The 14,990-nt window shown below is 61.1% G+C and carries 14 protein-coding genes; 7 read left to right on the top strand and 7 right to left on the bottom strand.

All coding sequences use genetic code 11. From position 1 onward, the window contains the following. Nucleotides 1–20: 20 nt before the first annotated feature. The 4 genes from O7B34_RS21210 to O7B34_RS21225 all read right to left on the bottom strand — a co-directional run bounded on the left by O7B34_RS21210 (nt 21) and on the right by O7B34_RS21225 (nt 3,791). Nucleotides 21–1,517 (bottom strand): sugar ABC transporter ATP-binding protein, encoded by a 1,497-nt coding sequence (locus tag O7B34_RS21210; RefSeq protein WP_337147904.1) that lies wholly within the window; start codon nt 1,515–1,517, stop codon nt 21–23. A 76-nt stretch (nt 1,518–1,593) separates the two neighbouring features. Next, nucleotides 1,594–2,478, bottom strand: a complete 885-nt coding sequence (locus tag O7B34_RS21215) for an NAD(P)-dependent oxidoreductase (RefSeq protein ID WP_337147905.1) — start codon at nt 2,476–2,478, stop codon at nt 1,594–1,596. Between the two features lies 1 nt (nt 2,479). Next, a complete protein-coding gene (locus O7B34_RS21220) occupies nt 2,480–3,055 on the bottom strand; it encodes a gluconokinase (RefSeq protein ID WP_337147906.1) in 576 nt (191 codons plus the stop codon). Then, nucleotides 3,024–3,791 (bottom strand): SDR family oxidoreductase, encoded by a 768-nt coding sequence (locus O7B34_RS21225; RefSeq protein WP_337147907.1) that lies wholly within the window; start codon nt 3,789–3,791, stop codon nt 3,024–3,026. The genes O7B34_RS21220 and O7B34_RS21225 overlap by 32 nt, the downstream gene beginning before the upstream one ends. Nucleotides 3,792–3,916: 125 nt before the next feature. Here O7B34_RS21225 and O7B34_RS21230 point away from each other — a divergent pair, with 125 nt between their 5' ends. Together O7B34_RS21230 and O7B34_RS21235 are read left to right on the top strand one after the other, a co-directional pair. Beyond that, nucleotides 3,917–4,852, top strand: coding sequence for a 2-hydroxyacid dehydrogenase (locus O7B34_RS21230; protein WP_337147908.1), 936 nt, complete (start codon nt 3,917–3,919; stop codon nt 4,850–4,852). A gap of 15 nt (nt 4,853–4,867) precedes the next feature. Then, entirely contained in the window at nt 4,868–5,899 is a 1,032-nt protein-coding gene (locus O7B34_RS21235) for an L-idonate 5-dehydrogenase (protein WP_337147909.1), read from the top strand. A 13-nt stretch (nt 5,900–5,912) separates the two neighbouring features. Here the strand turns inward: O7B34_RS21235 and O7B34_RS21240 are convergent, their stop codons facing one another. Then, nucleotides 5,913–6,905 carry a LacI family DNA-binding transcriptional regulator gene (locus O7B34_RS21240; RefSeq protein ID WP_337147910.1) on the bottom strand — a complete coding sequence of 331 codons (993 nt, stop codon included), beginning with the start codon at nt 6,903–6,905 and terminating at the stop codon, nt 5,913–5,915. A 338-nt stretch (nt 6,906–7,243) separates the two neighbouring features. Between O7B34_RS21240 and O7B34_RS21245 the strand changes: the two genes are divergently transcribed. The 4 genes from O7B34_RS21245 to O7B34_RS21260 all read left to right on the top strand — a co-directional run bounded on the left by O7B34_RS21245 (nt 7,244) and on the right by O7B34_RS21260 (nt 11,355). Further along, nucleotides 7,244–7,378 carry a hypothetical protein gene (locus O7B34_RS21245; RefSeq protein WP_337148002.1) on the top strand — a complete coding sequence of 45 codons (135 nt, stop codon included), beginning with the start codon at nt 7,244–7,246 and terminating at the stop codon, nt 7,376–7,378. 688 nt (nt 7,379–8,066) lie between these two features. Beyond that, nucleotides 8,067–9,449, top strand: coding sequence for an aminomethyl transferase family protein (locus O7B34_RS21250; protein WP_337147911.1), 1,383 nt, complete (start codon nt 8,067–8,069; stop codon nt 9,447–9,449). Between the two features lie 142 nt (nt 9,450–9,591). Beyond that, nucleotides 9,592–10,437, top strand: coding sequence for a formyltetrahydrofolate deformylase (gene purU / locus O7B34_RS21255; protein ID WP_337147912.1), 846 nt, complete (start codon nt 9,592–9,594; stop codon nt 10,435–10,437). A 21-nt stretch (nt 10,438–10,458) separates the two neighbouring features. Beyond that, a complete protein-coding gene (locus O7B34_RS21260; protein ID WP_337147913.1) occupies nt 10,459–11,355 on the top strand; it encodes a methylenetetrahydrofolate reductase in 897 nt (298 codons plus the stop codon). 101 nt (nt 11,356–11,456) lie between these two features. Here O7B34_RS21260 and O7B34_RS21265 read toward each other — a convergent pair whose 3' ends face one another. Next, nucleotides 11,457–12,383 carry an ABC transporter substrate-binding protein gene (locus O7B34_RS21265; RefSeq protein ID WP_337147914.1) on the bottom strand — a complete coding sequence of 309 codons (927 nt, stop codon included), beginning with the start codon at nt 12,381–12,383 and terminating at the stop codon, nt 11,457–11,459. Nucleotides 12,384–12,684: 301 nt separating this feature from the next. Here O7B34_RS21265 and O7B34_RS21270 point away from each other — a divergent pair, with 301 nt between their 5' ends. Next, the gene (locus tag O7B34_RS21270; protein WP_337147916.1) at nt 12,685–14,055 is read left to right on the top strand and encodes an aminomethyl transferase family protein; all 1,371 of its coding nucleotides are present in this window, start codon (nt 12,685–12,687) and stop codon (nt 14,053–14,055) included. Between the two features lie 127 nt (nt 14,056–14,182). On the opposite strand, the gene O7B34_RS21275 is transcribed toward O7B34_RS21270, so the two are convergent. After that, nucleotides 14,183–14,917, bottom strand: a complete 735-nt coding sequence (locus tag O7B34_RS21275) for a GntR family transcriptional regulator (RefSeq protein ID WP_337147917.1) — start codon at nt 14,915–14,917, stop codon at nt 14,183–14,185. Nucleotides 14,918–14,990 lie beyond the last annotated feature (73 nt).

The raw sequence follows: 14,990 nt of genomic DNA on the forward strand, positions 1-14,990 counted from the left end.
GGGCTTTGCTCCCAGAAAAGTCAGGCGGCTTCGGAAGCCGATGCCGCGGTGATCACGGCCGATGTTGTGAGCTCTTTGCCGGTTAGTTCGCGCACGATGCGGCCGCGCGAAAACACCAGGGCCCGATGGCAGATGTGGGCGATCTCTTCGAAGTCGGTCGACACGACCACCACGGCGAGCCCGGCTTCGAGCGCATGCCCAATCAGCCGGTAGATCTCGGCCTTGGCGCCGACATCGACGCCGGCCGTGGGGTCCTCAGCAATTAGCAACGTACGGCCGGTATGCAGCCAGCGCCCAACCACAACCTTCTGCTGATTGCCGCCGGACAATGCCTCGATCGGCAGGTTCGGATCATTGGGGCGCAAGCCCACCGAGGCGCCGATCGCCTGCGCAAGGGCTGCTTCCTTGTGCGGGGCGAGAAATGAAAACAAGCCCCGCATGCCGGCGCCTGGATTGAGAAAACTGTTTTCGCGGATCGACAGCGAGGCTGCGATCGATTCCTCGGTGCGGTCGCGCGCGATCAGCCCGACGCCGGACGCCATCGCGGTGATCGGGCTCGACAAATCGGGCGTGGCGCCGCGTATGGTCACTGCGCCGGCAAATGGCTGGCAGCCGAACAGCGCACGACCGACCAGTTCCTGCCCGGCGCCGCGCAGCCCGACCAGGCCGAGCAGCTCGCCCTTACGCACCTCGAACGACACCGGGCCGGCGCCCGGGCAAATCAAGTCGCGGACGGCACAGATGGTTTCACCGGCCAGGGTCTCTGCCTTGCTAAAAACCTGACTTACCGGACGGCCGACGATCATCTCGACCAGTTCTTCCGGCCTGGTGTCAGCGACCTGCTTCTCACCGACCAGCTTGCCGTCGCGCAGCACAGCTACCCTGTCGGCGATGCGGAAGATTTCGTCGAGCCGGTGCGAGACATAGATCATGCCGACGCCGCGCTGCTTGAGCGGACGGATGGCATCGAACAGGCGATCGACTTCGTCGGCCGGCAAGCTGGCGGTCGGCTCGTCGAGCACCAGCACATCGGCTTCCGTGGCGAGCGCGCGGGCAATGGCGACCAGCGACTTTTCTGTACGGGACAGGTCCTGGACGCGCGTCGTCGGGTCGAAATCGCAACCGACCAGTTTCAGCGCTTCGCGCGCCCGTTCTTCCGTGGAGCGCCAGTCGATTAGGCCGGAGCGCAGTGAAAACCCTTGCGCGAGGCCAACATTCTCGCCGACCGTCATCCATTCTATGAGACCGAGATCCTGGTGAATGAATGCCACAGGCTGTCTCTGGTTCGGACGCGACGGGCGATGGTGATAGGGCTCGCCGCGAAACAATATCTGACCGCCATCAGGCCGGTAGATGCCGGCAAGCGTCTTAATCAGGGTCGACTTGCCGGCGCCGTTCTCGCCGAGCAGCGCCAGGATCTCGCCCTTACCGACATCGAGTGTCACGTCGGAGAGCGCGCGGGTACCGCCAAACTGCTTGGTGATGGAGTTGAACTCGATCAGCTTTTCTGCGGCCACTACGCGTTCCTCCCGAGATCGCTAAAATATGTTATCGATAACATTTCTGAGCGTCAAGCATCTAATTCGGCACCGGTCAGTCGGGCTTGCCATCCAGCAGGCGCATCATCTCGGCCGAGTCCTTCGATCCCAGCCCGGCAGCGCAGAGCAGCCGGTGAATCTCGACCACCTGGCCGGTCATCGGCAATGGCGTCTTGGTCTTCAGCGCGAAAGCCTGCAGGGAATCCAGATCCTTCAGCATGTTGTCGATGCGGCCGGTCGGCGAGTAGTCGCGCGCGGCGAACTTCGCCATGAATTCCTGCATGATGCTGGAATCGGCGCGCCCGCCCTTGAGCGCCGCCGGGATCGTTCTGGGATCGACACCGCCGGCCTCGGCAAGTTTGACCGCTTCGGCCACCGCCTGGAATAGCACCGCGCAAAACAGTTGGTTGATGAGCTTAGTCGTCTGCCCTGCCCCACATGGCCCCATCAGCGTGTAGTTGGCGCAAAGATGTTGCATCACGGTGCGAGCGCGTTCGAAGTTCGCCGGCTCACCGCCCGCCATCACGGTCAGCCGGCCGGCCAGCGCGCCGGGAACGCCGCCCGACAGCGGACAGTCGAGCCATTTCATGTCGGTCCCGTCCGCCAGTTTTTTCGCCATCTGCGCGGTGTCGGCCGGGTCGATAGACGACATGTCGATGAGAAGCTTCTCGGACGAGCCCGCGGCCGCGACGCCACCCTCGCCGAAGACCACCGCGCGCACGATATCGGCATGGTTGAGGCTGAGGATGACGAAATCACTAGCCCGCGTCCCCTCGGCGACCGATTCCGCCGATACCGCACCTTTGGCGGTCAGCGCTGCGACCTTGGCCTTGTCGAGATCAAACACCGTGACCGCTTGCCCGGTCTCGATCAGCCTTGTGGCGATGGCCGATCCCATGATGCCGGCGCCGATGACGGCGACTTTGGCTGCTTGGCTCATCTCAACGTGCCTCTCTCTTCATCTTGGCAGCGGGAATGATGCCGAGGGTGCTAAGCCCATTCAGCGCCGCATCCGTGATACTGTCCACCGGGGCGTCGATGTCGACGCTGGCTACCAGCGGTTCGCCGGCAGGACTCTCCAGCGCGGCGAACTGGCTCTCGAGCAACGCAGGCGGAAAGAAGTGACCGCGGCGTTCCGCCAATCTCGCCTGCAGCACCGCGCGCGTTCCTTCGAGATATACGAAGAACACCGGTCCGTTTGCCGCCTGACGCAACCGGTCGCGATAAGAGGTCTTCAGCGCCGAACAACTGATGACAAGCCCACGGCCCTGTTGGCGCGCCAGACCTAAGGCCGCGCCGACCAGATCGAGCCACGGCAAGCGATCCTCGTCGGTCAGCGCCATGCCCGCAGACATTTTTTCGACATTGCCGTGCGGATGCAATGTGTCGCCTTCGACAAAGGCCAGGCCAAACCGCGCGGCGATCTCGATGCCGACGCTGGTCTTGCCGCATCCGCTCACACCCATCACGACGATGAGTGCGGGCTCAAAGGCAGGTCGTGATGCCGCCGTCGACATAAAGCGTGTGTCCATTGACAAAGGAAGAGGCCGGGCTAGCCAGGAACACCGCGGCGCCAACCAGTTCGCCGACGTCGCCCCAGCGTCCTGCCGGCGTGCGGTTGGTCAGCCAGGCCGAAAATTCGGGATTGTCGACCAGCGCCTTGTTGAGCGGAGTCTTGAAATAGCCCGGAGCAATAGAGTTGACCTGCAGCCCGTGCTTGGCCCAATCGGCGCACATGCCGCGCGTCAGGTTGCGCACCGCGCCCTTTGTGGCGGTGTAGGGCGCAATGTTGGTTCGCGCCAGTTCGCTTTGCACCGAAGCGATGTTGATGATCTTGCCGCGCTTGCGCGGGATCATGTGCCGCGCCACCGCCTGCCCAACGAAGAAAACGCTGGAGATGTTGGTGCGCAGAAGCTCCTCCCATTTGTCAGCGGGAAAATCCTCCAGCGGCGTGCGAAACTGCATGCCGGCATTGTTGATCAAGATATCCATGGCGCCGATGCCAGCCTCGATTTCGGCAACACCGGTAGCCACCGCCGCATGATCGGTGACATCAAAGATGGCGCCGTGGGCCTTGAAGCCTCTTGCCGTAAGTGCGTCAACCGCCGCTTCGATTTTGCTCGCCGTGCGACCATTGAGCACGATCTCGGCGCCGTGCTCGGCCAGCCCTTCCGCCAGGGCCAGGCCTATGCCCTGCCCCGAACCGGTGATCAGCGCGCGCATGCCGGTCAAGTCGAACAATGAACTGCCCATGGGGTCCTCCGAGGAATGTCCGGAAGCGGATACGATTTGCGTCGCGTCCCCGCCAGTCCCTATTGACATGTATGTTATCGATAACATAGTCAATGGGAAAAATGAACTCCTGGGAACCACACGCCATGACCGACATAATAATGACAGGCCCCTATCCGGAATGGGACATGGAGGATCTCGAGCGCAGCTATCGCGTTCACAAGCTCTGGCAGGTCGAGGACAAGGACGCGCTGATCGCCAGCCATGCCGGCACCATCCGAGCCATCGCCACGCGCGGCGAGCTTGGCGCCAGCGCCGCGCTGATGGCGAAGCTGCCGAAGCTTGAGATTGTCTCCTGCTACGGCGTCGGCACCGATGCCATAGACCTTGCTTACGCCAGAGCCAACGATATTCGCGTCACCAACACGCCTGATGTGCTGACCGAGGACGTGGCCGACATCGGCATCGGTCTGCTGCTTGCCGTCGCGCGAAAAATCCCGCAGGCCGACGCCTATGTACGCGATGGAAGCTGGCGCAAGGGCAATATGGGGCTGGTCACGCGTGTCTGTGGAAAAAGGCTGGGCATTGTGGGCATGGGCCGCGTCGGTGCGGCTGTGGCGAAGCGCGCCGCTGCCTTCGACTGCACGATTTCCTATTTCGACACACGCAAGCGCGACGATCTTCCCTACACGTTCGTGGGTGATCTGCTTGAATTGGCGCGCGGCAGCGAATTCCTGATCGTCACGCTGGCTGGCGGCGACAGCACCAAGCACATCATCAATGCTGAGGTACTGGCGGCACTCGGGCCGGAGGGTATCGTCATCAACATTTCGCGTGGCAGCACGGTCGACGAGACGGCATTGCTGGCGGCATTGGAATCGGGAGCGATCAAGGGCGCCGGGCTGGACGTGTTCTGGAACGAGCCGACGATTGACGAGCGCTTCCTGAGGCTCTCCAACGTCGTGCTGCAACCGCACCACGCCAGTGGCACGGTAGAGACCCGCAAGGCGATGGGGCAGCTGGTCCGCGACAATCTTGCCGCCCATTTCGGCGCTAGGCCGTTGCTGACGCCGGTCGTCTGAGGAAGGAGCGCCAGCATGAAGTCGATCGTCATCCACGCGGCAAAGGATTTGAGGATTGAAGAGACCGATCCGGGGACTCTTGGCACCGGGCAGGTCGAGATATCAGTTGAAGCTGGCGGCATCTGCGGCTCGGATCTGCACTATTACAACCATGGCGGCTTCGGCGCGATCCGCCTGCGCGAACCGATGATCCTCGGCCACGAGGTCGCCGGCACTATCAAGGCGCTGGGCGGCGGTGTCACCTCCCTCGCCGTCGGCGACCGTGTCGCAATCTCGCCCAGCCGGCCCTGCAATAGCTGCCGCTACTGTCTGCAAGGCATGCAGAACCAGTGCCTCAACATGCGTTTCTACGGCAGCGCCATGCCGATGCCGCACATCCAGGGCGCCTTCCGCCAGCGCCTCGTCGCCGAGGCGTGGCAGTGCCACAAGGTCGCCGACGACGTTTCCATCAACGAAGCCGCCTTCGCCGAGCCTTTCGCTGTCACGCTGCATGCGGTGAACCGAGCCGGATCGCTGCTCGACAAGCGGGTGCTTGTCACCGGTAGCGGGCCGATCGGCGCGCTTTGCATCCTCGCCGCAAGAGCCCACGGCGCGCGAGAGATCGTTGCGACCGATGTCATGGACGGCGTACTGGCCAAGGCCTTGGAGATCGGCGCCGACCGCACGATCAATGTCGCTGCCGAGGGCGACAAGCTCGCCGCCTACAATGTCGACAAAGGCAGCTTCGATGTGATGTTCGAAGCCTCCGGCAATGAGCGCGCCGTGCGGGGCGGGCTCGACGTCCTGAAGCCGCACGGTGTGCTGGTGCAGCTCGGCCTTGGCGGCGACCTGTCGATCCCGCAGAACCTCATCGTCGCCAAAGAGATCGAGATGCGCGGCAGCTTCCGTTTTCACGACGAGTTCGCACTTGCCGTCGACCTGATCAACCGCCGCCGCGTCGACGTCAAACCGCTGCTGACCGCGGTCTATCCGCTCGATGATGCGATCGCAGCTTTCGAGGTCGCCGGCGACCGCAACAAGTCGATGAAAGTGCAGATCGCCTTTTAGGACGAGACGTGCGTCAGGTGCTTCCGCGCTCTATGACGCGGTAGGCGGTCAGGAAGATCTCCTGCCCTCGTTTCTTCTCACCGCCCCTGATTATCTGGATCAGCCGGCGCGCTGCTTGCTGACCAATGCCATAGCAATCGACGTTCATGGTGGTGATGCCGGGATGGCAGAAAGCGGCAACCTCATAATCGCCAAATCCCGCAATCGCGATGTCTTCCGGCACCCGCATACCCCGGCGCTGGCATTCCATAAGCGCCCCGAAGGCAGACAGATCCGACACGCACAGCACCGCTTCGGTATCTGGCCAGCGCTCAAGCATGCTCACGACTGCTTGGCCGCCCTGCTCGATCGAGATCGGCGGCACGCCGAACGACACCAGGTGGCCGGGTGACAGACCGAGTTCATCGATCGCCTTGATGAAGCCTTCGCGCCGCTGGCTGCCGCGCGTGTCGCGCGACGTGGTGCCGCCGATATAGCCGAATTTTCGGTAGCCCTTTGCAGCCAGGGTCTTGACCAAAAGCCCCATCGCCTCCTCATTGGAGAAGCCGACCACCTGGTCGATCGGCTTGGCCGGCAATTCCCAGGTCTCAACCACCGGAATCCCGGCGCTCTTCAGCATCCGGCGGGCCCGGTCCGTGTGGGCTCCGCCGGTCAGAATAATGCCTTCCGGCCGCCGGCGCAGCATCGCCTCGATCAGCTTTTCTTCCTTCTCGGTGGTGTACTCGGTGTAGCCAAGCAAAAGCTGCAGCCCGGTGCTCTCCAGCTCGTCGGTGATGCCGCGCGCCGTATCGGCAAAATTCGAATTGTTGATCGACGGCACGATCGCAGCAACGAACCCGGTCTTCCGCGACGACAGGCTGCCGGCAGACTGGTCGAGCACATAGCCGAGGTCATTGACCGCGGCCATGATCTTTTCCCGCGTAGCCTTCGAGACCCGGCTGCCCTCCTTCAGCGCCCGCGAGACGGTCATTGCAGACACGCCCGCCCGGTCCGCCACGTCCGCCATTGTTGGCGCATGGTTTTCGTCAGATATCGCTGAGGCCGCCTTGGCCATTAGTACCCTCCGTAACCACCGTGCGAAATCAAACGTCGAACTCCGAACACCTTGAGTAACCGGCGTCCCACGCTAAGCGTGAACACCGAAATGATGTTATCGATATCATGCGACGTTAACAAGTAGAGCATTGGCTGGAACGGAACCAGGAGCTGTCAAATGATCCACGGCTCCTTGCCACAGCGCAGGTAATCATGGTTGGATCACTCCTGGAGCGGGGGTGAGCGCAGCGGCGACTTCCGTAAGGGCATCGATCCCGTCCCGTCCAGCTCAACATCACGATTGCAGCGATCGGGTATTACTACCTCACCAACCGTTTCACAGGCTCGATCATCTTCGAACGCGACCTGATGATGCCGAAGGCGCTAGAGGAACGCATCCAAATCAACTTGGAAACGATCAGGCGGCTTGTGTGCCTGAAATGAGTGGGTCACGGTGGACTGGAAATGACCAATTGCGAAAAGGTCGGGGTGGTCGCGACTATGACCATTCAAGAGCAGTGTCTGTTCCAGTATCGGCAAGCCTCACCGGCACATCTTCTAACGGCTCGACCCCATGGCAGCCTGCGCGGCCCCAGGCTGCCCGCTCTTGCCCTGCTTAGGCGGCATTGCGCGGCGCGCAGTCGCCTTGGCGGCATTTCCTTGCCCAGATACAAATCGGGAATGCAGAGTTCATGGGTTTGTAGGAGGGCGATGTCGTGAGGCAGTCCTCGAACGCCTGATGTCCATTTGGTGCGGAGCGCATCGGAGAGGTGACCTCCCTGGGCGAGCTGCGAACATCCGCTCCGTTCTGAGATCCATTCCCGCCGCTCGAAATGCCAGTTGACATTCCATTCGGTTTTTGGATACCAATTGGCATCTGAGAAGTACGGCTCGTACCGTAATTGCCGGAGGAATTGCAGGCCCGAACTGCGGGTCTGAAATCGAGGTCACTGGGAGGGATCGTAGTTTACCTGCAAGACGCGAGCGCCAATCCGGCTCTGCTGCGGAGCGGTCGCGCCGGAATGGGTCGGAAGATGGCTACGGCAACGATTCTGACGAGAGCCATGCCGGTACCGGCGCCAGCTTCGTGGCCGCCAACGATGCAATGAACACAAACGGAGGAAATATGGACATGGTAACGACGAATGAGGCACCAAAGAGCCTCGAAAGCATCCTGCAGGGCGCCGGCGGTCCGGTTAACCTGCTGCGCGGTTCCAATCTCGGGCCTTACCGTTTTCCGGTCATTCCGGCGGAGTTCACCAACTGGCGCGACGAGGTGAGGGCCTGGAAGGACAGCTGCGCACTGCTCGAACAGTCCTACCATATGACCGAACTGCACCTGCGCGGCTCGCAGATCATTCCCTTCCTCTCGGAGATCGCGGTCAACAAGCTCGATCCGTTCCCCGTCTTGCGCGCCAAGCAGCTGGTGCTGGCGGGTCACGACGGCTACTACGTCGCCGACGCCATCATCTTCCGCGAGGCCGAGGATTTCGTGCGCATTGTCGGCGCTCCGTTTGCGAGCGACTGGGTGCTCTATAACGCTCAGAAGAGCGACTACGACGTCAATGCGACCAAGGACGACAATTTCTCGATCCGCTCCGGCACGCGCGAAGTGTTCCGCGTCCAGATCCAGGGGCCGAACGCGTTGGCGCTGATGCGTGACGTGACCGGCGGCAGCCTACCGGAGATCAAATTCTTCAATATCGGCGAGTTCAGGATCGCCGGCAAAGCCGTCCGCGCCCTGCGACACGGCATGGCGGGCGAGCCGGGCTTCGAGGTCTACGGCGCCTGGGACGACCAGCAGGCGGTCCGCGAGGCACTCGAAAAGACCGGTGAGAAGTATGGAATGCGCAAGATCGGCGCGCTCGCCTACTCAACCACCGCGCAGGAATCGGGCTGGGTTCCGATGCCGCTGCCGGCCATATATCACGGCGAGGCCATGAAACCTTATCGCGAGTGGCTGAGCAACTACTTCCTGGAATCGGTCGCCTCGCTTGGCGGAAGCTTCGTATCAGACGATATTGCGGACTACTACGTGGATCCAATCGAGCTCGGCTACAAGAGCGTGATCGATTTTGGCCGCGATTTCATCGGCCGGGACGCCCTCCTGGAGCGAGCGAACAATCAGCGCCGCACCAAGGTGACGCTTGAGTGGGACGATGAGGACGCGGCCGTGGTGATGCACGACTCCATGTTCCCGGCCAACGGCATGCCGGCGAAGTTCCTCAACATGCCGATGCCGATGTATGCGACGTTCCAGGCGGACGCCGTCATGAAGAACGGCAAAATGGCTGGCATCTCGACATGGCCGGCATTCACGGCGAATGCCGACCGCTTCATTTCGCTGGCGCTCGTTGGCCTTGAGCATGCGGAGCCCGGCACCGAGGTCACGCTCGTCTGGGGCGAGCCGGAGTCCCGCCGCAATACGGTTGAGAAGCATCAGCTGCGCGAGATCAAGGCACGCGTGGCCCCGGCGCCCTACTTCGAAAAGGTCATCAAGACCGGCAAGAACTGACGCGCCGACCAACGCCGGCTAAGTGCAGCGCAATAGGCGGCCAGCCGGTCAGCAGACTTTGCAGAAACCCTCTTGAACGCGACCTCGATTTCGGGGCCGCGGCGGATAGTTTCGGCGCGCACCGGCCGCGGGAGCCAGACGGATGAGAGACTACCTTCTAACGCTTCGCTGCGAGAACCGACCCGGTATTGTCGCGGCGGTCGCGTCGCAACTAGCCGCGCACGGCGGCGACATAACCGAAGCACAGCAGTTCGATGACCGCGAGACCGGCCGCTTCTTCATGCGGGTGGCGTTCACGATGAGCCGGTCCGTTGACGATTTCGCCGGTCGTTTTGCCGAGGAGGTCAGGCGGTTCGATCTCAAATGGACGCTGCGGCCGGCAAACCAGCTTCGCAAGGTCCTTATCCTGGTCTCGAAATTCGACCATTGCCTTGTCGACCTGATTTATCGCAGGCAAATCGGCGAACTGCCGATGGACTTGGTCGGCATCGTGTCCAACCATCCGCGCGAGGCGCTCAACCTCTCGCACGACGCGGATATTCCTTTCCATCATTTCGCGATCAGCGGCGACGCCAAGACCGAGCAGGAAAACCGGATCCGCACCGTGATCGAGGACAGCGGCGCGGAACTGGTCGTGCTGGCGCGTTACATGCAGATTCTGTCGGACGACTTCTCAGCCTACCTCTCCGGCCGCTGCATCAACATCCACCATTCCTTCCTGCCGGGCTTCAAGGGTGCCAAGCCCTATCACCAGGCCTATGAGCGGGGCGTCAAGATGATCGGGGCGACCGCGCACTACGTCACCGAGGATCTCGATGAGGGCCCGATCATCAGCCAGGACGTCGAGCACGTGACGCACGCCGACAGTCCCGACGATCTCGTCCGCAAAGGCCGCGACATCGAACGGCGCGTGCTCGCCCGCGCCGTCACCTTCCACCTCCAGGACCGCGTGCTGCTCAACGGACGCAAAACCGTGATCTTTGCATGAACATTTGGAGACATCAAGCCCATGACCGCGCCGTCCCCCGAGAAACCCAGCCGCCCGCCCTCTCTCCCGGCATCCATCGAGATGGCGGCAAAGCAGGCGATCGAATCCGCCGACCTTCCCGGCCTCTTCCCGGCCGGCGTGCGAGTCTACATCACCGACATCGGCACAGACGATGCATCCACCCTGGTCGCGGCGGCCAGACGCCTCACCGATCTCGGCTATTGCCCAGTGCTGCACATTGCATCGCGCCGGCTCACGACCAGAACGGCGCTCGAGGAAAGAATAAAGACCAGCGCTGAGGAGGGCGGCGTTCGCGACGTGCTTCTGATCGGCGGAGACGTCAAGCGTCAAGCCGGCGCATTCACGTCGTCCATGGATGTGCTAGAGACGGGCCTTCTGGACAGGCACGGTATCGCCCATGTCGGCGTGGCGGGACATCCCGAAGGCAGCCGCGACTTTTCGGAACGGACAGCCATCGAGGCGCTAAAACTCAAGCAGGCCTGGGGAGAGCGCACCGGTGCCAGGATGAGGATCGTCACTCAGTTCGGTTTCGACGCCGACAAATTCATCATCTGGGCTGACGGGTTGAGCGCTTACGGCGTCGACCTGCCGATCCATCTCGGGGTGACCGGTCCGGCAAGGGTCACCACGCTGTTGAAATACGCGGCGCTCTGCGGCGTCGGCAATTCGCTCAACTTCCTGAAGAAGCGCAGCGCATCGCTGGCGGCGCTGGCGACCACCCATTCGCCGGAGAGCTTCGTCGGCCCTATCGAAAACCACGTACGGGAATATCCCGATTCGGCGATTAAGCAGTTTCACGTCTTTCCCTTCGGCGGCATCAAGAACACCGCGAAGTGGCTGGATGAACGAGGCAGTTGGGATTCCGGTGCCGACGTCTATCGATCCTCGAGCGCTTAGGCGGCAGCCCTGGATCGGGCCTGCAGAGCGGTCGCTATCAGCGATGGCTCTCCTCGCTAGGTGCGCAGAGGCCGAAATCGCAGTCGGATGAAGTTGGCTATTTAAGCGGCGCCATCGAGATAGCGTCGGTCGAAAACGCCGTTTGCGAAACCGCGCTTTGCTTCATCGAGTAGGTTCGCCCGGACCATCAGATCGATCGTCGTGCCGAGCGCCTTGTCTGGTACGACGAGACCTTCCGGCCACATGCCCAGGTCGCGCATATAGTCCAGCCCCCGCGCCGCCAGCGACTGGCTGTCGGGCGTCGTGATGCGTTGGAAGATCGGCAGCGTGACGCCATGGCTGGCCGGATCATTCGTTAGCGCATGCGCCTCGATCAACGCCTTCAGGAATCGGGTTACCACCTCTCGGTTCGCGCCCAGCCATGATGCCTTGCCAATGACCGCGGTGAAGATGATTTCCGGGATCACGGCGCTGACCTCACCTAACAGATTGTAGCCTTCATCCTCGGCCAGGAAGTTCCAAGGCGCCGGCTGCGGCGCGCAGTCGATTTCGCCGGCTCGCAACGCGTCCCAGCGCTTGGTGTGGATGCCGGCCAGAACGAAATCATAATCGCCGGGATAGTTAAGCCCTACCTCGGCCAGCATTATCTGCGTGTAGATCGCCGTGCCTTCGGTGAGCGACGACGTGCCGACCTTCCCGCCCTTCAGTTCCGCGAGGGATTTGATACCCGGGCGCGCCACAATGGACATCGGCAGGCGTATGGCGTTCGCCGCCACGATTCGCAGTTCTCCACCTTTGACGAAGTTGGTGACAGCGCCCTCGGGCGGAGTGATCGCGAGATCTGCTTCGCCTTCAAGAACAGACATGGTGGCTTTCTCGACGCTGCCCATGCGTTTGTAGGCGATACGAATGCCGTGCTTTTCGAAAAACCCCTGCTCGTCAGCGACGAAGACCGGCAGCCAGTTGAAACCCTGCGCACCACCGGCTAACCGAAGCTCGGCCAGAATGGTGCCGTCAGACAACGCCATGACGGGTAGCCTCTCTTGCTCTTCGCGGCGGAGGCAGTCGAGGCCAGCGCCTGATCCGTCCACCGCCAATCCATAAATACTAGTGGTATTTCAATACCAAGTGGTATGTCAACCGACAGTTATGCGATCCCGCGGCTTTGGATACCTTTAAACTCTTGCATACCTAATGATATTCAAATACCAATTGGTATGCGAGTGATTTTGAGCGGATTCGGCTTGTGCTGCCCGGCACAACCAGAAGTTAAAATTGCTCGCAAGAACGCAGGCCAATGTGCGCGCGGCAAAACGGAGGAGATTACTAATGAAGTCCTTGGAAGAATATATGCGAGAGTGGGAAAGCCCTGCTAAAATGGTCCAGAACTCGCCCTGGGGCATGGGGTTTGAATTCCCTGTGCAGCGTCAATGGACCAACATCATCGATGAGTTGCAATCATGGCGCAAGACTGCCGTCATGTTCGACCAGTCGTTCCACATGATGGAACTCTATATCAAAGGCGCTGACATCAATCTTCTTCTCAGCTCCCTTGCGATCAATGACTTCAGAAATTTTGGCAAGGACAAGGCAAAGCAGATTACCTGCGTAAATGAGAATGGTTACCTGATTTCAGATGCAATCGTTTTCGGATTGGAAGACGACCTGGCGGTAATTGTCGGACGTCCGCCGGTCTGCAACTGGGTCAATTTCCACATCACACGAGGGGGATGGGACGTCACCTGCTGGCAGGATTTGCCCGGTTGGGAGGACAAAAGCAAACCGCGAACCCATTTCCGTTTCCAGATCATAGGGCCGAGGGCACTCGACATTCTCAACGATGTCAACGAAGGCGCGGAGCTTACGACAAAATTCTTCGGTATGGGCTACATGACCATTGCCGGCGTCGGATGCAGGACCCTATGCCATAGTATGAGTGGCTCCAAAGGGCTCGAAATCTTCGGTCCGATGGGACACAAGCCGGAGGTCGAGGAAGCTCTGGTGAAAGCTGGCGAGAAGCATGGCATGAAGCGTGGCGGAGCACGCGCCTATGGTCCGACCGCCGGCGAGTCCGGGTGGTTCGCTGCACCACTTCCCGCGATCTATACGGGTGAAGCGATGAAGCCTTACCGCGAGTGGTTACCCATGTATTCCATGGAGGGACTGAACTCTGTAGGGGGCAGCTTCGAGCCGGAAGACGTGAGCGATTACTATCTCACCCCCTTCGAATTGGAATATGACAGGCTTATCAACTACGATAGGGAGTTTGTCGGTCGCGACGCCCTTCTGGCGATGAAAGACAGGCCGCATCGCAAGAAGGTCATTTACCGCTGGAGCAAGGAAGGTGTTCTCCAATGCTTTGCAGGCATGATAGAAGGAGGCACGATGCCGCAATTCCTAGATATCGCATCCTCAGAGCTGGGCTGGCAGCACTACGACCGGGTCGAAGTCGAGGGCAGGCTGGTGGGCATATCCGGCTATCCGCTTTATTCGGCCAATGAGCGTGCGTGGCTGTCGGTGGGCATTGTAGATCCGGAATTCTCAACCCCCGGCACCGAGGCGACACTCATTTGGGGCGAGGCTAACGGCGGTACGAAAAAGCCCTCGATCCATGAGCACCGCCAGATCGAAATCGGTGTCGAGATCTGCCCGTGGCCGATCGACACGGATACCCGGTCCACCTATCGGGCACAGAAATAGATACACAATGACTGGTGCATTTTTTTGTCTCGGACGATAGGCAAAAAAGGGCGCTTCGGCGCCCTTTTCTCTCAGACCGCGTGATTGGCAATAATCCCAAGCCAAGCTTGTAAGTGGTGCGGGTGCGTTACTCCGCCGCGACGGAGCCGGTCCTGTTGGCCAAGTTTTTCTCCACCGGCGTTGCGAAGAGGTGGCTTGCGTGAGCGATGACGTTTTCTGTCGTCTCGCGGATATGCCGGTCAACCAGATCCTGCGCCGTGGCGGTGTCGCGGGCGATAACACGGTCCATGATCATCTTGTGTTCGACGTCCTTGGCGCGCCATTGCGGGCGAAACTGCGAGGACATCCTGCGATAGCGGTGAGCACGCTCGAAGAGCTTCTGCCGAATTTCGAGCAGATTTGGCGAGAAACATGCCGTGACAAGAGAAAAGTGGAACGCACCATGCAGCGCGGCCCACTCGTCGGAGAGATAGTAGCTCGCGCCCAGCCGGCTTTGCAGCCGATCCATCCGGTGGAAGCTGGCCATGATGTCCGCTTCCCAGCGATCGTCGCCACGATCGATCGCCAGCTTGATGCACTGCCGCTCGACGAGCACGCGGACATCCGTCAGATCGTTGAGATCAAAGAGCGAGACCGGCGCGACCAGAAAGCCGCGCTGGCCCTCTGCGACGACCAGACCCTCGGCCACCAGGCGCGAGAGTGCTTCACGCAGGGTGGAGAAGCTTACCTCATACATCTCCCGCAGCGCTTCGAACCGCAGCTTCGCACCCGGCTTCAGGGTGCAGCTGATGATGTCGGCGCGCATCCGCGCCAGGACATCCGCGGCACGCGTCTCTCCGGCGGGCTTGAGAGCATTGCCCATGCATGCGACTCCACGTTGAAAGCAGAGTGGAGATTAGTGCGGATTTTCGAAATAATCAAACTTGTCGCATGAA

The organism is Mesorhizobium sp. Cs1299R1N3, assembly GCF_037179625.1.
GTDB classification, from domain to species: Bacteria; Pseudomonadota; Alphaproteobacteria; order Rhizobiales; family Rhizobiaceae; genus Mesorhizobium; species Mesorhizobium salmacidum.